The organism is Clostridium sp. OM05-9 (assembly GCF_003481465.1).
In the GTDB taxonomy this organism is placed as follows: domain Bacteria; phylum Bacillota; class Clostridia; order Lachnospirales; family Lachnospiraceae; genus Coprococcus; species Coprococcus ammoniilyticus.
In genome coordinates, this window is sequence record NZ_QULF01000001.1 from 45,669 (window position 1) to 66,995 (window position 21,327).

General features: G+C 35.9%; 19 protein-coding genes. 17 read left to right on the forward strand and 2 right to left on the reverse strand.

Annotation, left to right across the window (positions count from 1 at the left end):
* Positions 1-54 precede the first annotated feature (54 nt).
* From rpsL to tuf, 4 genes are all read left to right on the forward strand, one after another.
* Positions 55-477, forward strand: coding sequence for a 30S ribosomal protein S12 (gene rpsL, locus DXB77_RS00175; protein WP_044945751.1), 423 nt, complete (start codon positions 55-57; stop codon positions 475-477).
* Positions 478-665: 188 nt separating this feature from the next.
* The gene (gene rpsG, locus DXB77_RS00180; protein ID WP_044945754.1) at positions 666-1,136 is read left to right on the forward strand and encodes a 30S ribosomal protein S7; all 471 of its coding nucleotides are present in this window, start codon (positions 666-668) and stop codon (positions 1,134-1,136) included.
* A gap of 39 nt (positions 1,137-1,175) precedes the next feature.
* Entirely contained in the window at positions 1,176-3,293 is a 2,118-nt protein-coding gene (fusA, locus tag DXB77_RS00185) for an elongation factor G (protein WP_118483193.1), read from the forward strand.
* Between the two features lie 209 nt (positions 3,294-3,502).
* A complete protein-coding gene (gene tuf / locus DXB77_RS00190; protein ID WP_008402040.1) occupies positions 3,503-4,690 on the forward strand; it encodes an elongation factor Tu in 1,188 nt (395 codons plus the stop codon).
* A 416-nt stretch (positions 4,691-5,106) separates the two neighbouring features.
* Here tuf and DXB77_RS00195 read toward each other — a convergent pair whose 3' ends face one another.
* Together DXB77_RS00195 and DXB77_RS00200 are read right to left on the reverse strand one after the other, a co-directional pair.
* Positions 5,107-6,144 carry a DUF3800 domain-containing protein gene (locus DXB77_RS00195; protein WP_118662387.1) on the reverse strand — a complete coding sequence of 346 codons (1,038 nt, stop codon included), beginning with the start codon at positions 6,142-6,144 and terminating at the stop codon, positions 5,107-5,109.
* 30 nt (positions 6,145-6,174) lie between these two features.
* Positions 6,175-6,708, reverse strand: a complete 534-nt coding sequence (locus DXB77_RS00200; RefSeq protein WP_118662388.1) for a helix-turn-helix transcriptional regulator — start codon at positions 6,706-6,708, stop codon at positions 6,175-6,177.
* 204 nt (positions 6,709-6,912) lie between these two features.
* On the opposite strand from DXB77_RS00200, the gene DXB77_RS00205 reads away from it, so the two are divergent.
* The 13 genes from DXB77_RS00205 (at position 6,913) to DXB77_RS00260 (ending at position 21,317) form a co-directional block, all read left to right on the forward strand.
* Entirely contained in the window at positions 6,913-7,104 is a 192-nt protein-coding gene (locus DXB77_RS00205) for a helix-turn-helix domain-containing protein (protein WP_009243123.1), read from the forward strand.
* Positions 7,105-7,117: 13 nt separating this feature from the next.
* On the forward strand, positions 7,118-8,170 hold the full coding sequence (locus DXB77_RS00210) for a site-specific integrase (protein ID WP_118662389.1): 1,053 nt from the start codon (positions 7,118-7,120) through the stop codon (positions 8,168-8,170).
* A gap of 18 nt (positions 8,171-8,188) precedes the next feature.
* A complete protein-coding gene (locus DXB77_RS12965) occupies positions 8,189-8,359 on the forward strand; it encodes a hypothetical protein (RefSeq protein ID WP_165854697.1) in 171 nt (56 codons plus the stop codon).
* A gap of 186 nt (positions 8,360-8,545) precedes the next feature.
* Positions 8,546-9,220 (forward strand): CHC2 zinc finger domain-containing protein, encoded by a 675-nt coding sequence (locus tag DXB77_RS00215; protein WP_118662390.1) that lies wholly within the window; start codon positions 8,546-8,548, stop codon positions 9,218-9,220.
* Positions 9,195-10,502, forward strand: coding sequence for a virulence-associated E family protein (locus DXB77_RS00220; RefSeq protein ID WP_347559462.1), 1,308 nt, complete (start codon positions 9,195-9,197; stop codon positions 10,500-10,502). Before DXB77_RS00215 ends, DXB77_RS00220 begins: the two co-directional genes overlap by 26 nt.
* Positions 10,503-10,619: 117 nt before the next feature.
* The gene (locus DXB77_RS00225; RefSeq protein WP_055066584.1) at positions 10,620-10,847 is read left to right on the forward strand and encodes a DUF5348 domain-containing protein; all 228 of its coding nucleotides are present in this window, start codon (positions 10,620-10,622) and stop codon (positions 10,845-10,847) included.
* A 243-nt stretch (positions 10,848-11,090) separates the two neighbouring features.
* Positions 11,091-12,506 carry a plasmid recombination protein gene (locus tag DXB77_RS00230; RefSeq protein ID WP_347559457.1) on the forward strand — a complete coding sequence of 472 codons (1,416 nt, stop codon included), beginning with the start codon at positions 11,091-11,093 and terminating at the stop codon, positions 12,504-12,506.
* A 122-nt stretch (positions 12,507-12,628) separates the two neighbouring features.
* Positions 12,629-15,082, forward strand: coding sequence for a hypothetical protein (locus tag DXB77_RS00235; protein ID WP_118662393.1), 2,454 nt, complete (start codon positions 12,629-12,631; stop codon positions 15,080-15,082).
* 12 nt (positions 15,083-15,094) lie between these two features.
* Positions 15,095-16,897: a DUF2357 domain-containing protein gene (locus tag DXB77_RS00240; RefSeq protein ID WP_118662394.1), complete on the forward strand. Its 1,803-nt coding sequence runs from the start codon at positions 15,095-15,097 to the stop codon at positions 16,895-16,897.
* Between the two features lie 54 nt (positions 16,898-16,951).
* The gene (locus DXB77_RS00245; RefSeq protein WP_118662395.1) at positions 16,952-18,022 is read left to right on the forward strand and encodes a PDDEXK nuclease domain-containing protein; all 1,071 of its coding nucleotides are present in this window, start codon (positions 16,952-16,954) and stop codon (positions 18,020-18,022) included.
* A gap of 94 nt (positions 18,023-18,116) precedes the next feature.
* Positions 18,117-18,926, forward strand: a complete 810-nt coding sequence (locus DXB77_RS00250; protein WP_118662396.1) for a DUF6414 family protein — start codon at positions 18,117-18,119, stop codon at positions 18,924-18,926.
* Positions 18,919-20,052: an AAA family ATPase gene (locus tag DXB77_RS00255; protein ID WP_118662397.1), complete on the forward strand. Its 1,134-nt coding sequence runs from the start codon at positions 18,919-18,921 to the stop codon at positions 20,050-20,052. Before DXB77_RS00250 ends, DXB77_RS00255 begins: the two co-directional genes overlap by 8 nt.
* A 362-nt stretch (positions 20,053-20,414) precedes the next feature.
* Complete coding sequence (locus DXB77_RS00260) at positions 20,415-21,317, forward strand: NAD-dependent epimerase/dehydratase family protein (protein WP_118662398.1); 903 nt, start codon at positions 20,415-20,417, stop codon at positions 21,315-21,317.
* Positions 21,318-21,327: the final 10 nt, after the last annotated feature.

Consider the following 21,327-nt stretch of genomic DNA (forward strand, 5'->3'; position numbering starts at 1 on the left):
CGTGAGAACGTATGCCTTATATTATTTTTTATTTTGAAAGTAGGAGGTGAAAACATGCCAACATTTAACCAGTTAGTTAGAAAGGGAAGACAGACAGTAGAGAAGAAGTCAACTGCACCAGCTCTTCAGAGAAGTTTCAACTCATTAAAGAAGAAGCCAACTGAGACAAGCTCTCCACAGAAGAGAGGAGTTTGTACAGCAGTTAAGACAGCTACTCCTAAGAAGCCTAACTCAGCTCTGAGAAAGATCGCCAGAGTTCGTTTATCAAACGGTATCGAAGTTACAAGTTATATTCCAGGTGAAGGTCACAACCTTCAGGAGCATAGCGTAGTTCTTATCCGTGGTGGTAGAGTAAAGGACTTACCTGGTACAAGATACCATATCATCAGAGGTACTCTTGATACAGCAGGTGTTGCAAAGAGACGTCAGGCTCGTTCTAAGTACGGTGCTAAGCGTCCAAAAGATGCTAAGAAGTAATTAAAACCGTATTATTGGAAACATTCCAAAAAAATGTGCTGGTTAGGCCATGTTTTTGCTATGAGATAAGGTGTTGATGCATAAAATGCAGAAAACATCAGATAGATAGAAGAGATGGAAGTAACAGCACGAACACATTTTATAATGTGAGTACCGAAGAATTAATAAATATTAAGGAGGGAAGAACCGTGCCACGTAAAGGACATATCGCAAAGAGAGACGTATTAGCGGATCCAATTTACAATAACAAGGTGGTTACCAAACTTATCAACAACGTAATGTTAGATGGTAAGAAGGGTGTTGCCCAGAAGATTGTTTACGGTGCATTCGACCGTATCGCAACTGAAACTGGTAAGGACGCTATCGAGGTATTTGAAGAGGCTATGAACAACATCATGCCATTACTCGAGGTTAAGGCAAGACGTATCGGTGGTGCAACATATCAGGTACCTATCGATGTAAGACCAGATAGAAGACAGGCTCTTGGACTTCGTTGGTTAACAACATTTTCACGTGCCAGAAGTGAAAAGACCATGGAAGAAAGACTTGCAAGAGAAATCATGGATGCAGCTAATAACACAGGTGCATCTGTAAAGAGAAAAGAAGATATGCACAAGATGGCAGAAGCAAACAAGGCGTTTGCTCACTACAGATTCTAATCTGTGCTGCCTACAGAATAATAAAAGGAGGACAATCCGTTGGCTGGAAGAGAATATCCATTGGACAGAACAAGAAACATTGGTATTATGGCTCATATCGATGCTGGTAAGACAACTCTTACAGAGAGAATCTTATACTATACCGGTGTTAACTATAAAATCGGTGATACTCATGATGGTACAGCTACTATGGACTGGATGGAGCAGGAGCAGGAAAGAGGTATTACAATCACTTCCGCTGCTACAACCTGTCACTGGACATTAGAGGATCATCACAAACCAAAGGCTGGTGCTTTAGAGCACAGAATCAACATCATTGATACTCCAGGTCACGTAGACTTTACTGTAGAAGTAGAGCGTTCACTTCGTGTACTTGATGGCGCCGTTGGTGTATTCGATGCAAAGGCTGGTGTAGAGCCTCAGTCAGAAAACGTATGGCGTCAGGCTGACACATACAACGTTCCACGTATGGCATTCATCAATAAGATGGATAAAATGGGTGCTGACTTTTTCTACTCAGTTCAGACAATTATTGATCGTCTGGGCAAGAATGCAATTCCAGTTCAGATTCCTATCGGTAAAGAATCCGATTTCATTGGTCTGATCGACTTATTTGAGATGGATGCATACTATTATAAAGATGATAAGGGTGAAGACATCGAGATCACAACGATCCCTGATGACTTAAAAGAGCTTGCTGACAAATGGCATGAGAATCTTGTAGAGAAGATCTGCGAGTTAGATGATGACTTAATGATGATGTACCTTGAGGGTGAAGAGCCTTCAATCGACGAAATGAAGAAAGTTCTTCGTAGAGCAACTATTGCTTGTGAAGCAGTTCCGGTATTCCTTGGTTCCGCATACAAGAATAAGGGTGTTCAGAAGATGCTTGATGGTGTTATTGAATATATGCCAGCTCCTACAGATATCCCTGATATCACAGGTGTAGATCCTGAGGGAAATGATGTAGTTCGTCATTCATCAGATGAAGAACCATTTGCTGCATTGGCATTCAAGATCATGACAGACCCATTCGTTGGTAAGTTAGCATTCTTCAGAGTATATTCAGGTACATTGAACTCAGGTTCATATGTATTAAATGCAACAAAAGACAAGAAAGAGCGTGTAGGACGTATCGTACAGATGCATGCAAATGCTCGTAAGGAAATTGATAAGGTTTACGCTGGTGATATCGCAGCTGCTGTTGGTTTCAAAGTAACAACAACTGGTGATACAATCTGTGATGAGCAGCATCCGGTTATCCTTGAGTCAATGGAATTCCCAGAGCCAGTTATCGAGCTTGCTATCGAGCCTAAGACAAAGAATGATCAGGGTAAGATGGGTGAGGCTCTTGCAAAGCTTGCTGAAGAAGATCCTACATTCAGAGCACATACAGATAAAGAAACAGGACAGACAATTATCGCCGGTATGGGTGAGCTTCACCTTGAGGTTATTGTTGACCGTCTGCTTCGTGAGTTCAAGGTTGAGGCTAACGTAGGTGCACCTCAGGTTGCTTACAAAGAGACATTTACCAAGGCTGTTGACGTTGATAGCAAATATGCTAAGCAGTCAGGTGGTCGTGGTCAGTATGGTCACTGTAAAGTTAAGTTCGAGCCAATGGATCCAAACGGCGAAGAGACATTCAAGTTCGAATCCACAGTTGTTGGTGGTGCTATTCCTAAGGAATATATCCCAGCAGTTGGTGAAGGTATCGAAGAAGCTGCTAAGGCTGGTATTCTTGGTGGATACCCGGTACTTGGTGTTCATGCAAATGTATACGATGGTTCATACCATGAAGTCGATTCATCAGAAATGGCATTCCACATCGCTGGTTCTATGGCTTTCAAGGATGCTATGGCTAAGGCAAACCCAGTTCTTCTGGAGCCTATCATGAAGGTTGAAGTTACAATGCCTGAGGAATACTTAGGTGATGTAATCGGAAGCTTAAATGCTAAGAGAGGTCAGATCGAAGGTATGGATGATATCGGCGGTGGTAAGATCGTCAGAGCATTCGTTCCACTTGCAGAGATGTTCGGTTACTCAACAGAGCTTCGTTCATCTACACAGGGACGTGGTAACTACTCAATGTTCTTTGAGAAATACGCTCAGTGTCCAAAGAGCGTTCAGGAGAAGGTTATCGCTGAAAAGTCAAAATAATAGTTTGACAACTCAGAAAGGCATTTTGCCGTGCCTTTCGACTTAAAAGAGTAAAATAAATCATATCAGCAGGTAAAAAGGTTGAAAATCCTTATGCCTGCTGGTATAAAGAGATAAAAAAAGGTTGAAAATCTTTTATATATTCTATATAATGAGTTTTAGCCAAGCATAGCCCTTAGGGGTACGAAATTTAAGGAGGATATTAAAAAATGGCAAAGGAAAAGTTTAATAGAAGTAAGCCACATTGTAACATTGGTACAATCGGTCACGTTGACCATGGTAAAACAACATTAACAGCAGCTATCACAAAAGTTCTTTCAGAGAGAGTAGCTGGTAACGCAGCTGTTGATTTCGCTAACATTGATAAGGCTCCAGAAGAGAGAGAAAGAGGTATCACTATCTCTACAGCTCACGTTGAGTACGAGACAGAGAAGAGACATTATGCTCACGTTGACTGTCCAGGACATGCTGACTACGTTAAGAACATGATCACTGGTGCAGCTCAGATGGATGGTGCTATCCTTGTTGTTGCTGCTACTGATGGTGTTATGGCTCAGACAAAGGAGCACATCTTACTTTCACGTCAGGTTGGTGTACCTTACATCGTTGTATTCTTAAATAAGTGCGATATGGTTGATGATGACGAGCTTATCGAACTTGTAGAGATGGAAGTTACAGAACAGCTTGAAGAGTACGGATTCAATGATTGCCCAATCGTTAAGGGTTCAGCTCTTAAGGCTCTTGAAGATCCAATGGGACCTTGGGGAGATAAGATCATGGAACTTATGGATACAATAGATTCATACATTCCAGATCCTCAGAGAGATACAGATAAGCCATTCATCATGCCTGTAGAGGACGTATTCACAATCACAGGTCGTGGTACAGTTGCTACCGGTAGAGTAGAAGCTGGTGTTATCCACTTAAATGATGAAGTTGAAATCGTTGGTATTAAGCCAGAAATCCAGAAGACAACTGTAACAGGTATCGAGATGTTCAGAAAGCTCCTTGATGAAGGACAGGCTGGTGATAACATCGGTGCTCTTCTTCGTGGTATCAAGAGAGAAGATATCGTAAGAGGTCAGGTTCTTTGTAAGCCAGGTTCAATCACATGTCATACAAAGTTCACAGCTCAGGTTTACGTTCTTACTAAGGACGAGGGTGGTCGTCATACACCATTCTTCAACAACTACCGTCCACAGTTCTACTTCAGAACAACTGACGTAACAGGTGTTTGTAACCTTCCAGCAGGTACAGAAATGTGCATGCCTGGTGATAACGTAGAAATGACAATCGAACTGATTCACCCAATCGCTATGAGCCAGGGTCTTACTTTCGCTATTCGTGAAGGTGGACGTACTGTAGGATCAGGACGTGTTGCTACAATCATCGAGTAATACAATCTGAATATAGATTTGTTATCGCAAGATAACGTTGTGTCCAAACGTAAGATACCCGTAGAACTTCGGTTCTACGGGTTTTTCTGTTACCTAGAAATATGTAAAAAGAGCAGTAAAGAATAACGAACAGTATAGAAAAACGGTTGCCGGGAGAGTATCCTGACAACCGTTTGTGATAACAGAATGATAACAAAATTTATATTTGATAATATGTAAAAGTATAAAAAAAGCAAGAGAAACATACACTTAAGATGTTTGACTTGCTTTTTTCCTCCTGTGTTTCGCAATAACAATAATCATCGGATTTCTCTCAATAATCACATACTGTAAATTATCTCCACCTATGGAATGATTTATTGTTCTACTATTATATGAAATTATAATCAAAATGTCAATAGGAAATTATTGCTATTTTAATTCGAAGTTGAATTTAACTGTGTTAATTGCTCTAATAATTCGTTGTATCTTTCCTGTAAATCATGTTTTTCTTTAGTTATTTTAGTCAGTTTACGATTGAGACGATTGCGTTCGGTTTTTAAATTATTATATGATTTTTTCAGTTTTTTTAATTCTACTATATTCTTTTGGTTTTCGGTAACATCTGTAGGAAGAATACGAACACCCCAACATGCCCGCAAATCTTCTTGAGTTAGGTCATGATTGCCATTATAAGCAGCATGATGAATTCGTTTCATAAATTCTGTTCGTTCGTTATCGGTACGAGTGTACCATTTGATATAATTGAATGCAATAAAGTCCGCTAATTGCAATCCAGCGTGATTATCCTTTTTGGTTACAATATTAAAAAATCTTATTCGATTATAAATTGTACGATTAGTTAAATAAGAAACGCCCTTTCCGTTTACCTTTACTTTGCAAAAATTATGAAACATCTTGTTATCAAGCGAATTACTTCTTGTGTTAGATGAATTGGTACGTGCTTCATAGATGATAGATCCAGCACCATTTACTTTGCATAAAAAATGTGTATATGCCTCGAGAATTTCTTGCATAGCAATATCATACCAATCATCTATTAATCTTGGTTCGTTTGGCAGTGCATAATATGATCGGAACTTTTTACGATCAATAATGCAACATAGAGTAGTAATCTCTTGATTTTTCATTAACAATGAAAAACTTTTATAAACATTTTGATAGCAGTCTGCAATTTCCTCTTTTGTTTTAGTGTTGAATACAGTATATGCACCGTTGGTAAACCTTGAAATTTGAGAATTATTGCGGTTTTTATAAGCAATGTTTAATTCTGTACTATGTAATATTGGCGATAAAGAAGAAATTTCAGTAGGTGTCCAGATAAGTTGTTTTATAGATTCTATCTCGTTGGAGATAATATTTAAATCAGAATTTTTAATTATACAACCGGCGATACAAAATAAATCAGTATTATCATCGTAACTTTCATCAAGAAATAAGGTATATTCTGTCATCTTTATACTCCTTTGTTCTTTGAATTTTATTTAGGTTAAATCATAGGATTTAATAAGGTGTTTTTCGGTTCCTTTTTTAATAACAGTATGGCATCCTATCGTTGTTCCCATAGCACGCAATTTCCATTCTTCTTGGGTAGCGTTCAGTTTATCCAGTTCTTCCTGCCTCTTATCTTCATCTTCAATAGCTAATATTTCAGCTTTTTCCTTTTCGTAGACATTTTTAAACTGACACCATTTCTTAAAGAAATCCTGCATTGTAGGATTATCAAATGTCATTGCAATATTCTGATCTGAGGTCTCTGAGAGAGAAAGATTTACAGAGTCATCGATTGCAAATAGGATGGAGAGTACATCTCCAACTGTCTCAATATTGAAATCAAGAAAAACACTTACATTTAATCCCAGTGCAGTTGCTATCTTTTCTAACTGGTCCGGTTTTGGATTCCGGATTCCAAGTTCATATTTTCTGATCGTTCCTACGTTAATGCCGGACAGCTCGGCTAACTGTATCTGACTGTATCCTCTAAATTCCCGGAACGCCCGGATTTTTTTACCTACCATAATGTGCTGCCTCCTTAATAATATTTGTGCTTTTATTCTAGCACAAAAGTGAATGATGCGAAAGAGGTTGATTTTCGTAGAGCCTCAAAATGTAGAATGGAATATAAAAATAAAATTCGCAAAAGGTTATTGACAAAGTCACAAAAGTGAATTATAGTATGAAACATCAAAAGAGTCACAAAAGTGACTGGAAAGGAGGACGCTATGAGAACTAATTATATGATGACTGTTGATGATGTCATGGAAGAATTAGGTGTGAAACGCAGTAAGGCATATTCCATTCTGAAGCAGCTTAATGATGAACTGGCAAAGGAAGGATATGTTGCAGTTCGTGGGAAGATACCACGTCCTTACTGGGAAACAAAATTTTATGGATGCTCTCAGAGAGCAGTATGAAGGAGGGTTTAAGATGTCAGCTTACAAAGACAAAACACAGGGAACCTGGTATGTGAGCTTCCGTTATATTGACTGGACAGGAAAGAAAATACAGAAGCTGAAAAGAGGGTTCAAGACAAAGAAAGAAGCATTGAATTATGAAAAGGAATTCATAAGAAAAACTGCGGCGGATATGAAAATGGAGATGAACAGTTTTATTCAGGTCTATTTTGAAGATAAAAAGAATGAATTGAAGGAAAATTCAATCCGTAACAAGCAGCACATGATGAACAAGCACATTGTTCCGTATTTTGGAACAAGAAAAATGAATGAGATCACACCGGCAGAGATTATCCAGTGGCAGAACACCATTCAGGAAAAAGGTTACAGCAAGACTTATGAGCGTATGATCCAGAATCAGTTAAATGCACTGTTTAATCATGCACAGAAAATTTACAATCTGAAGGAAAATCCATGTAAGAAAGTAAAAAAGATGGGGAAATCGGATGCAAATAAGCTGGAGTTCTGGACGAAAGCAGAATATGACAGATTTATCGCTGGGATTGAGCTGGGGAGTGAAGATTATCTGATATTTGAAATTCTGTTCTGGACAGGAATTAGGGAAGGAGAGCTTCTAGCATTGAGTCTTTCGGATTTTGATATGAGTGGAAATCTCTTGCATATCAATAAGACCTATAACCGGATCAAGAAAAGAGATGTGATTGATACTCCAAAAACAGAAAATTCGGTCCGTACTATTGATATTCCCAATTTTCTTAAAGAAGAGGTGCAGGAGTATGCGAAGAAACATTATGGATTTCCGGAAAATCAGCGGTTATTTCCGATTGTGGCGAGAACACTGCAGAAACGGCTTAAGAAATATGAAGCATTGACCGGTGTAAAACCAATCAGAGTGCATGATATCCGTCACAGCCATGTAGCATATCTGATTTATCAGGGTGTAGAGCCACTGATCATCAAGGAAAGACTGGGGCACAAAGATATTCAGATGACATTAAACACTTATGGTCACCTGTATCCGTCACAGCAAAAAAAGGTAGCTGAGATGTTGGACAACAAACGTTAAATATGGAGGAAAAGACACATGAAAACAAAGAAAGTAGTCAGAAAAATATTTGATACGCTCAATTATAGTAAGAAGCTGAAGATAAGTTCCATTTTACCGGATCGAGATTCGGATTATGCGATTCTTCTTGAATTAGAGGATGGAAGTAAATTTGAAATTATCATTATCCCAACAAGGAGATTCGTATAAGGAGTGGAGCTATGACTACTGACAGACAAAAAGAAAAAGCCCAGACAAAAAATCTGAGCAAGTTCTCTGATAATCAGATTCACTGATATACCATCTTGGCAGATTAAGTATATCACGAATTGAAAGATACAACAATTCCCGAATATCTGTTCATCAGAGGCTTGCCCGGAGGGGCAGGAGGTAGAAGTGACATTATTTGAACAGGTAAAAGAATGTGTGACAGCCAGACAGGCTGCGGAGCATTACGGGATAAAAGTAAAAAGAAATGGAATGGCGTGTTGTCCGTTTCATAAAGACCGACACCCAAGTATGAAGGTAGATAAAATATATCACTGCTTTGCATGTGGAGTGGGCGGTGATGCGATAGATTTTACAGCAAGGCTATTTGGAATGTCACAGTATGAAGCAGCGAAAAAGATGATAGAAGATTTTGGACTGGATATAAAAATCGAAGACAGAAACAAATACAAAAGGACGCACCAAAGCAGGAATACTTTGATATCAAAGAAACCTAAAGTTGTGATGATTAGAGAAAAACTGGAACAGTGGTTGAAACATGCAACAGACGTGCTGATTAGATATCTGAAATGGATTCAGTTCTGGAAAGAGTTTTACAGACCAGAACCGGAAGAAGAATGGCACGAATTATTTACGGAGGCATTGGCAAATGAAAGAAAGATAAATGACTATCTGGACGTGCTGATGTTTGGAACAGGAGAAGAGATTGTAGAGTTTTTCAAGATGAAGAGAAGGGAGGTTGAAAAAATTGAAGAAAGAATTAACGAATATCAGCGAGAACTCCTTGATGGAATTAGAAGATATTGTGAACGAGGAAATGCTTACAACAGAAGATGTCAATAATATGCTGGAGCATACGGATAAAGGAAGAACAAAGCAGACAATTAGAAATTGTGTAACCGTACTTCAAAATGATCCGGTATTGAAAAAAGCGATTAAACGAAATGAACTTTCTGGAAGAATGGATATTGTAAAAGAGGTTCCTTGGGAGCGGAGGAATAATAGTCCTACGGTTACAGATACTGATGAAAATAATCTGAAGATGTATCTGGAAGAAAATTATGAACTGACAAGTGAGCGTGTGATCAAAGCAGGAATAGATATTGTTTCCAATGAAAATAAATATCACCCAATTAGGGATTATCTGGAGAGTCTGGTCTGGGACGGAATTCCAAGAATAGAAAATATGCTTCCACATTTTCTGGGAGCAGAAAAGAGCAAATATACAATCGGAGTAATGAAAATGCACATGCTGGCAGCGATTTCAAGAATTTATGAACCGGGAATAAAATATGATATTATGTTGTGTTTGGTTGGGAGTCAGGGAGCCGGAAAGTCCACATTTTTCAAATATCTAGCGATAAAAGAAGAATGGTTCAGCGACAATCTGGATCATTTGGATGATGAAAATATTTACAGAAAACTGCAAAATCACTGGATTATCGAAATGGGAGAAATGAAGGCAACTATCACAGCAAAGAATATTGAACAGATAAAATCGTTTCTGAGCAGACAGAAAGAAACTTATAAAGTACCTTATGAAGTTCATCCGGAAGATAGACCGAGACAGTGTGTATTTTGTGGTACTTCAAATGATTTGAATTTCCTTCCGCTGGACAGAACCGGAAACAGAAGATTTGCTCCGGTGATGACAGATATGTCGAAAGCAGAAGTTCATATTCTGCACAATGAGGCAGAGAACAAAGCCTATATCGAACAGGCCTGGGCAGAGGCAATGGTACTGTATCGACAGGGAAATGTGTTCTTAGGATTTACAAAGGAAATTGAGGAAGAGGCAAAGCGTCTGCAGAAAGAATTTATGCCGGAAGATACCAATGCCGGAATCATACAGGCATTTCTTGATGACTACGATGACGATTATGTATGTACAAGAATTCTGTTCGATGAAGCGCTACATCGAACCGGAGAAATGAAACAGTGGGAAGGTAAAGAAATTGCCAATATTATGAACAATGCGATTGTAGGCTGGAAACCACATGGTACACATCGATTCGGAAAGGAATATGGAATACAGCGGTCATGGAAACGGATGAAAGATTCGGTGAAGAAAGATAAAGACGGATTTATAGAAGTACCGGAACAGTTGGAAATACCGTTTGAGTAAAGATTATTGTAAACGATGTAAACGGAACTTGAAGAAAAAACTTAAAACGTTAACTTTTAAAATCTTTTGAACTCCGTTTACAAATTCCGTTTACAGACTGGAAAGGAGCAGAAAATGATGAAACAGGGAAGATTAGGATATAACAGCAGCAATGGAAGATATGGATTATTATCATCAGATTTATGGATTGATACAGGATTTCACTGCGGAGAAGGACTGGAAGTGCTGGTAGATGATGAATGGGTACAGACCAGAATGGAGATGAATCTGGCAAGAGAATGGTATCTGGTGGGAACGCCTTATTGTGGAGATTTGGAATATGTGCAGGCGAGGATACCAGAATAAACAGATCTATGATCCACTTCGGTCGGTGCAGAACAGACGTCCATAAGGACGTTATGCCCCCGGCAGGGCGCAAGGGGACTTTTGATGGACGGTACGGCTGTCGAAAGTGCTTTTGCGTTACTTTTGACAAAAGTAACAAAACCGCCGTATCCGGCGAAAATTTCTTAAATATCGCCATAACTGGTGTAAATAAAAATTATGTGCCATGTCAGGCACTCGAGTAGAAAAGAGGTGAGAAAATTTATGATGAAACGGACAATCAGCGGCATGATCGGAGCCGGTTCGCTGGCTCATAACAGGCGAGATTTTATAGCAGAAAATGTAGATTCAGACAGAGTACAATTGAACATTTGTTATAAGAATGAGAATCTGAAAGAAGTTTATAAAGAGCTGTTTGACAATGCTGTGGAGAGATACAATGTCGGGAAAAGAAAGGATCGGCAGATTACAAATTACTATGAAAAAATCCGGCAGGGAAAACAGGAGAAGCTGTTCCATGAAGTGATTTTTCAGATAGGAAATCGTGAGGATATGGCAGTTGGTACGGCAGAAGGAAATCTGGCTGTAAAGGTACTGGACGAATATGTGAAAGACTTCCAGAAGCGGAATCCGACACTTCGGGTATTTAGCTGCTATCTGCATCAGGATGAAGCTACTCCACATCTTCATATTGATTTTGTACCTTATGTGACTAACTGGAAGGGAAAAGGAATGGATACCAGAGTTTCATTGAAACAGGCATTGAAAAGTCTTGGATTTCAAGGTGGAAATAAGCATGACACAGAACTGAATCAATGGATAAATCATGAAAAAGAAGTGCTGGCTGAAATCGCAAAACAGCATGGAATTGAATGGGAACAGAAAGGCACACATGAAGAGCATCTGGATGTTTACAATTTCAAGAAAAAAGAACGCAAAAAGGAAGTGCAGGAACTGGAACAGGAAAAAGAAAATCTGACATCAGAGAATGAAGGATTGACTTCTCAGATTGCAGAAGCAAGGGCAGATATTAAGCTATTGGAAGAAGAAAAAATTCAGTTCCAGAAAGATAAAGAGATAGCGGAAAAACGTGCGGAGAAAGCAGAAACAGAATTGAGAAAACTGGAGGACAGAAGAGAATTCCTGCAACCGGTGATGGATAATGTCAGTAAGGAAATAAAAGAATATGGAATGATCAAAACATTTTTACCGGAAGCTACAGCGTGGGAACGTGCGGTAACTTACCGGGATAAGAAAATAAAACCATTGTTTATAGAAATGAAAAATAAGATCGGTGCGATGGCTGCACAGGTGAAAGAGCTTACAAGAGAAAGAGATAACTGGAAAAATAAGTTTCAGAAGAAAAAGCAGGAGCATGAGAACACAAAAAAGGAACTGGCAGAAGTTAAGAAGGATTATCAGAAATTATCCGGTGAGAAAGAAATGTTGCAGGGACTTGCGGACAGATATAATCTGCTTTTACGCATATTGGGGAAAGATATGGTAGAAAGATTGGTACAGGACGATATCCGGATGCAGACGGAACTTGAAGCGAAAAAACAGAAAGAGCAAATGCCGAAAAAAATAGGTGACCGCATACAATGGGCGAAAGAACGAAGTGAAGAACACAATGCACAAATTAAGAAGAATAAAGCAAAGTACAGAGGAATGGAGTTGTAAGTAGTGAAAAATATTTACAGAAACATAAAGGCAAAAATTGGCAAAAATGTTAAAAAGATTGATAAATATATTTTATGGATTTATAATTAATAAATAAGAATTTATCTGACAGGAGGCTCAAAATGAGTACATATTTATCGCGAGTTGAACATATTGGAGATTATTATAATGTTAGACCTATTTTAGAAATGATGGATGGTGGTTTTGTTGAAGTAGATAGCCAGAAATTTGGACAATATGGAACTATTACTATTGCTGCTATATATGGACAGTATAGTGAGTCACCGTTTATTCAGGATAGAAAATATGTTATGTTTTCATTGGAGGATGAAGAACTATCCCAATTAGAAAAAACATATTCTGGATATAAAATTAAAGCAGTTGATTTTATATCTAGATGTAAAACATTGGAATCTTATAGATTAAGAGAAGTTATTTATTTAGAAAAGAATTATAGCTTTGATACGTTTTACGAATGGAAGAATGAGATAATTGCGGATATATTAGAGCCAATGACAGCTCTAATATATTTAGCTAATGAAGGTCGGATTATAGGACCTTTTTCGCATGATAAAATAGAAGACAATAAATATAAATTTAGACCGGCTACAAATTGTGAAGATCCATATATTGTCAAGGAATATAGTATTGATGAATTTGATGAACCGATTTATGAATTTGATGAAAAATATTTCGGAAAGCAAAGACATTTGGTATTTGTAGAAGAATTGCCTAAGAGCATAGGAAGGATAGATTGTATTGATGACGAAAGTTTAAAAGAAATTGCAAGTAAATGTATGGCATTAACATCGGGGACAAAGCAAGCTCAAAAAGAGGTTAAGCTGGCAGTAATGGGATTGCCAGAAACTGAATTAACTGAAGAAAGAAAAAAGAGATTATTAAAATTGTTTGAAAATGGTGAAATGACCAATCAGGTTATTTCTGCTATGCCTCAAACTATATTAGATGACCCGAAAGCAATGGAAAAAATTGCGGAAAGTATTTTGAGTAATAGTAACTATACTGATAAAATTTATTCAATAGTAAAATCACAAGAGCATTTTGGAGATATTTTTTCAAAACTAGATACGGAGAAAAAAGAAAAAGTAGCAGAAGTAGATGCGTTACAAAAGAAAATTGAAATATTAAACAGTCAAATTGAAGATGAAAAAAACGGTATTAGTACAGAAGAAGTAAAGAAACTTACGGAAGAAAATGAGCATTTAAAGGATGAACTAAATAGACATCAGGTATATTTGAAGTTACAGGACAATGTTGATAATTTAAAACAAGAAAAGAGTGAATTGGAGAATGAGTATGCTCAGCTAATAAAAATGAAAGATTCCGTTTCTGTGGAGATTGCAAAAAAAGTTAATGAAGTATATACCAATGTAGCATTTGATGGGGCTTTATCTAGTATGATGTTACGTGAAGCGGCAAAATTTGAAGAAAGTGAAAAGGTAAAAAATACTCAAAAATACATTTTAAGTAAAGAAACATGCAATAATAAATCGACAATTAAAAATGTGAAAGAATTAGTTGAGTTTATATATGATGAACTTAACAACACTGCCAAAAGGGAAGTATCGTATAATGATGTTGCAAATATATTATTGTGCTGGTCACAGTCATTTTTATCGATTTTTGCAGGGGAGCCAGGAAGTGGAAAAACGTCATTGGTTTCGTTAATGGCAAATATTATGGGTCTTACGAGTAAAGATCAAAAAAGATATGCGGAAATTGCGGTTGAAAAGGGATGGACTTCAAGGCGTGATTTCATAGGATATTATAATCCTTTGACTAAGACACTTGATGCGGCTAATGGCGATATGCTTAAAGTTTTAGAAGTTATGAAGGCAGAAGAGCAAGAAAAGATAATTGATTTTCCATACTTGGTATTATTGGATGAAGCAAATCTTAGTCAGATGGAACACTATTGGGCAGATTTTATGGGTTTATGTGATATGAATAAACCTCAAAGGAGTGTATCATTGGGAGAAAATTATGTATACCCTATAGGAGATACATTGCGTTTTGTTGCAACAATAAATTTGGATCATACGACAGAGATGCTTTCACCTAGGTTAATAGATAGAGCTTGGATTATTTTAATACAGTCATCTGATATATTAATTGATGAAATAGAAGAGCCAGATTATTCTAAAGAGTATCCTATTGTTGAATATGAAAATTTAAAACAATTGTGTGACTCAACATATTGGAAATCGAAGAGTTTAGAAACAGCGATTATTGATAAGTTTAATAATATAAGAACGTGTTTTCAATATATAGGTATTAATTTTAGTCCTAGGATTATTGGAATGATAAAGAAATATTGTTTGGCAAGTAAGATGATAATGGATTTTAGTGGAAATGCTTATGTGGCATTAGATTATGCGGTGGCTCAAAAAATATTACCAATGATTAATGGATATGGGGAACAATATCAAGAGTTTTTAAAAAAATTATTATTGGAATGTGATCCGAATACAATGCCAAAATGTAATGAGATTATACAAACAATATTGAAAAAGGGTAATGTTAATATGCAATACTATCAATTCTTTACAAGATAGGTGGTGCAATAGATGATGATGCCTATAATTGAGTTGTATTATGAAGATAAGGATATAGTCCTTAAATTAGATGATACAACAAAATTAACAGATTTAAATCAAACCGCATATATAGTATACCAAGATAAGAAATATTCGCACCTTATTTTAAAGAATATTGAAAATGTAGATGAAATAGAACTTTTGGTAAATAATGAAACTATAGACATAGAATGGAAACAAACATCAGAAGGGTATCTACTAATTATTCAACGAAATAGTCCCTTGTTTTTATTAACATATGGACTTACTGAAATTGCTATAAGGATTAGCCTTATTGATGGAACAGATAAAATATATTTTTCTCCTCCGTTATCAGTTGCAATCAATAAAAAATATGAAGAAAATATAGATGCATTATTTCAAATGCTGGATATTATCTATGAAAAAAGTAATGTGTTATTACTTAAAAATAAAGATATAAATAAACAGATTAGTACAGGAAGAAGTGGATATCAAAACAAAATTGAAAAAGAAATTGAAAATTTAATATCTATAATGCGTAATTTGAATAAGAATTATGTTTATTTTATTAATAATGCAAATGTATTAACTGAGACTCAATATTCTGTAGATTCAATAGAAAAGTTGAAGAATGTTGGTGCATCCAGTATTCAGTATATAATAATGCATCCAGAAGAATTACAGAAGTCCTACAATCATCAGGGAATACAAATTTCAAGGCAAAGATATATTCCTAAAAAGACATTGGTTTCAACAAGTAGATATACTAGTGATACTTATGAAAATAGAATGATTATGGCTTTTATTTGGACTTTATATGTAGAAGCTTGTAATAAAGAAGAAAAATTGAAATGTTTTTTACGTCAAAATAGAATTGAAATGAAAACAAATCAAGAAACAGGGGAAGATTATGTATTATGTACTAGAATAATAGATCAATATATAAGATCATCATATGAACTATACGAGAAAAAATATAGAAGTATAAAAGGTGAATTGCTAGAATTGTATAATAAATACAGTAAAGTTTTGATTGAATACCCAGTTATCTTAAATAAAGTTCCAGAGCCTACGGCTGTTTTTTTGGAGATACATCATTATAGAAATACCTTTCAAAGTATGAATTTATGGTTTGGAAGGGAAAAAGATAATATCCCACATCATAATATGGTATTGCAATTTTCAAATGCAGATAAAATATATGAATACTACTGTCTATTAGGAATAGTTGATATTTTATTAGAACTAGGATTTAATGAAGAGTTGGAGAAAAGAGATACTTATAAATATAATGTCAAATATACGAAATTTTGTAATACTGAAGAGGCGAATACATTTTATTTTTATAAAGAGCAAATGAAAATAACATTGTATTATCAGCCAGTGATATATTCAGATTCAAATAAATTTGATAATAATATTGGGTTATTTAGAGTAGATAAGAGTTTTTACACACCAGATTTTATTTTAAAAAAAGAAAAAGATGGAGAAACCACATATTGTATTTTAGATGCCAAATGGAGAAACCGTAATGCCTTGCTAAAGAAAGAAAACGAAGGTGGGCTGAGAGACTTGGTTTATAAATACTCGTATTCGGTTGTAGATAAGTATTCACGACATTGCATTGATAATCTGTGGCTTCTTCAAGGTAAGGATGATTCGACTAATAGTAATTGGTATATTCATAGAAGAAGTCCGATAAGCAAACAGAAGGGTGAAAAATTTCAGATGGCAAGTGGAATTGTAAAATATACACCCCAAACTGGTAGTCTAGGATTGAGACGAGTTGTTAATAGTTTTTTAAGTGAATGAATATAAAAGACCAATAAAAATATTTATTTGAGAAGGGAAAATATAACAATTAATATGGAATTTGAATTACTAGCAGACAGCATAAAGAAAATAAATAATAAAGCTGGCAATGCAGCTAAAAGTGCAGTAAATCAATTGCTTACATTAAGAAATTGGGCAATAGGATATTATATTGTTGAGTATGAACAGGGTGGTAGTGATCGAGCTGAATATGGAACACGTCTTCTTAGAAATTTAGAAAATGAAATTTCTGAGAGAGGGATGAATGTAACATTATTTAAGGCGTGTCGGCAGTTTTATTTGCAGTATCCGCAAATTGGTTCGACAGTGTCGAACCAATTTAACTTGCCTAATTTTGAAAAAAGTTCGACAGCGTCGAACCTTTTTGTAACAGATCCAGAACAGTTAATAAATAACTTATCATTTTCACATATTCGAGAAATTATGGTGCTTGAAGATTCATTTGAAAGATTTTTTTATGAAACAGAATGCATAAAATGTAACTGGAGTGTTCGGGAACTACGTAGACAGATAAAAACAAATTTGTATGTCCGTGCAGGTATAAGTAGAAATCCAGAAGCGTTATTAAAGCAAACAGCGATTAATTCAAAGGAAAGCAATACGTTAACAATTAAAGATCCATTTACATTTGAGTTTCTTGGACTTGATGCAAAAGATGCTGTTTCAGAATCAGATTTAGAACAAGCACTTATGGATCATTTACAGGAATTTATGCTTGAACTGGGACAAGGATTTTGTTTTGAAGCAAGACAGAAACGAATAGTTATTGACGATAAATATTATTTTATTGATTTGGTGTTTTATAATCGACTGTTACATTGCAATGTAATTATAGAGTTGAAAAACGATGAATTTAAGCATGAGGATTTGGGACAGTTAAATGCATATGTTGGTTATTATAAAAAGAATGAGATGATGGCAGGAGATAATCCACCTGTAGGAATTTTACTTTGTACAGATAAAGGTTCACAAATGGTAGAATACGCTCTGTCGGGAATGGACAATCAATTGTTTGTTTCAACATATATGTTACATTTGCCAGATAAGAAGAAACTGGAAGAGTTTATGTTGAAAGAAATGGCAGAGATGGGGATGGATGTGTAATAATAAAATTTTCAAAAATCTCAGAGAAATATGGGACTATATGATACACTTGAATGATAACAGATTCATGTGATTGAAATAAGGAGAAAAAGTAATGCTATGTAAGATCGTGTATTTTGATGAAGATTCTGTGACTGATTTTGTACAAATAGTGGCAGGAGGTCAATTAGAAAAGACTACGGAATTACTTAATCAAAGTCAGGTAAATGGAAAAACAGAATTAGGGGCGAAAGCTGGAATTGGTTTGAGTGGAGTCTTTAGAGCTCTAATGGGATTTGAGGGATCGGCATCAGTAGGAGCGTCGATAGGAGCGTCATTTAATTCTAATGAGATGGCTAAAAATATTGTGAAAAATACAATATTAACAGATTTTATAGATTTGGTGGAGCAGTATTCAGCAGAAGAACAAACAGAGCCAGAGAAAAAAATAATTGAAAATTTTTCGGGGTATACAATTAGTGCCCCAAAAGATTCTTTATCATATATTGCATTGATTTCACCGTATTTATCAATGCTCAAAAGCGGATCATCAGTACCAGCAGGTGAATTTAATATTGCCATGGACAAATTGGATAATGCGATGAAGAATGCAAAAGGATATTATGAATTTTTAGGAGAAAAAGAGAGCAAAAAAGTAATTTTTAGATTTAATATTAAAGCCTTTAAAAATAATTATAAAGCTCCAGATCTTTTGAAAATGGACATGTCTATTTATGGTATTAGAGTAGGAAAAAGCAATTTAGCTAAATTAAATTTTAATGGGGAATTTGAGATGGACGAAAATTCAACATTAAAAGATAATCCGGAATATACAAAGGATAATAAAGAAAAATTGCCGGATGAGTATTATAAGGAACTAGATGTTTATGATGTGTTATTAGCAGGTGTTGAGATAAATGGTTGATAGAATTATTATTTTTTATGGTTCTAGAAGGGATTTTGAAGAGATTGTTGAACAAGAAACAGAAGATTTTGAAGAAGTAATTCCGTTTATGGAATTGATTCAACATTATAATGCACGTTTGAGACCAAATGAATCAGGAGTGGGTGAGGATGGACTGTATCATAGAATAGACGTAGAAGCATGTGTTGTACGTGCAGATGATTATGCGTCAGTTCTTGAACATGTATTATCAAATTTTAGTAACATAGTGAGTTTAAATCATGATATAGAACTTTTGTTAATACAAAATCCTCCTAAAAGAGTACGAGCATCTTTGGAAGCTTATTATGACAATATTGAATACAAGAGTTCAAAATATCCTATTTTGGACAGAAAGATGTTAAAAAAAGTTTATGGTGATCTTTGTGAAAATGTGTTGGGACAGAAAAATTGTAAACAGCAAATAATTAGTGGATTATATAGACTAACAGCTGAAAAGAAAGAAAAGCCAGTTGTTTTAATGTTATATGGACCATCTGGCGTAGGAAAAACAGAGTCAGCAAAAAGTATTAGTAGAAGTTTAGGTGGAGAACTTCTTAGGGTTCAATTTTCCATGATGCAGACAGAAGAAGCTCATAATTATGTTTTTGGTGCAGGACATGCGAAAAGTAGCTTAGCAAAAGATATGCTTGGAAGAGAATCTAATGTAATATTAATTGACGAGTTCGATAAGGTGAATCCTATTTTTTATAATGCATTTTATGAATTATTTGATGAAGGAAAATACGTGGATTCAAATTATAATGTAGATTTGGAAGATACCATATTTTTGTGTACATGTAATTTTAACAGTGAGGAAGAGATAAAGCGTATACTAGGTCCGGCTATGTATTCGAGAATAGGTTGTTGCATTGAATTCGAACAGTTAGAAAAAGCACAGAAAGAAATAATTATTAGAGCATGGTATGATAAGGTTATTGAAAGACTTGAAGAAGATGAAAAAAAGGCAATAGAAGATACGGATATATTAGAGTGGTTTTTAAAGAATGTAGACCGATATGACAATATTCGTCTATTAAAAACAAAGTTAGAAAATGCTATATATAATGAATTGACAAATAAATTTATTATAGAAGCAACGGAATGATACCACCATGATAACAAAATCTCCAAAAACCACACGGACACAACGGAAAATCCGGATTTTTCCCCACAAATCACACGGAAAACCACCATTTGCACACCGCAATACACTGGTCTGATATCGTGAAGGTGGTAGAACAGTAGGTTCAGGACGTGTTGCTACAATCATCGAGTAATCTACGCGTAAGTAACGAGAAGATTAGATAAATAAAAAATATCCGGAGAGTGTTTACACTCTTCCGGGTATTTTTTTGTTTATCGATTAGCAGCAATATTGACAATGAAATTACCGGTATGTTACTTTGTAGATGCAAACAATTGGGTGGGCTTATAAGCAAGCCCTGTGCAGTAGAAAAGGAGATATCAATGAAGAAAATCTTGATTACCGGTGGAACCACATTTGTCAGTAAGTATGCAGCAAAGTATTTTGTAGAGCATGGATATGATGTCTATGTAGTGAACCGTAATTCAAAACCGCAGGTTAAGGGCGTGACGCTGATTGAAAGCGACAGGCATAATTTAGGGGATAAGCTGAAGAATCTGCATTTTGATGTTGTTGCCGACATAACCGCTTATGATGCACAAGACATAATTGATTTACATAATTCGCTGGACTCTTTTGGTCAATATATAATGATTAGTTCCAGTGCGGTATATCCGGAGTATGGTGTACAGCCATTTCCTGAGGATTCTGAAAGAGCAGTAAATAAATTCTGGGGAAAATATGGAACAGATAAGATCGAAGCAGAAAATGCACTGTTGGAGAGAGTCCCGGATGGTTATATTTTAAGACCGCCATATTTATATGGTTCTATGGACAACGTCTATCGGGAGGCGTTTGTATTTGACTGTGCAATGGCAGACAGAAAATTTTATTTGCCGGAAGACGGTGAGATGAAATTACAGTTTTTCCATGTGGAAGATTTGTGCAGGCTGATGGAAGTAATAATTACAAAGTGCCCAACAGATCATATTTTGAATGTCGGAAATGAAAAGGCAATATCGATAAGAGACTGGGTTATCAAATGTTATGCCTGCTTTGATAAAGTACCGGAATTCGTATCGGTACCGGAAACAGTAGAGCAGAGAAATTATTTCAGCTTTTATAATTATGAATACTGTCTTGATGTGACCCGGCAGAAGAAGATATATCCGGAGACGATGTCAATGGATGCCGGGTTACAGGAGGCTGCAAATTGGTATATAGAGCATGAAGGTGAGGTAAACAAGAAGCCATATTGGAAGTATATCGATGCCAATTTGGTATAAAGGTAATTGA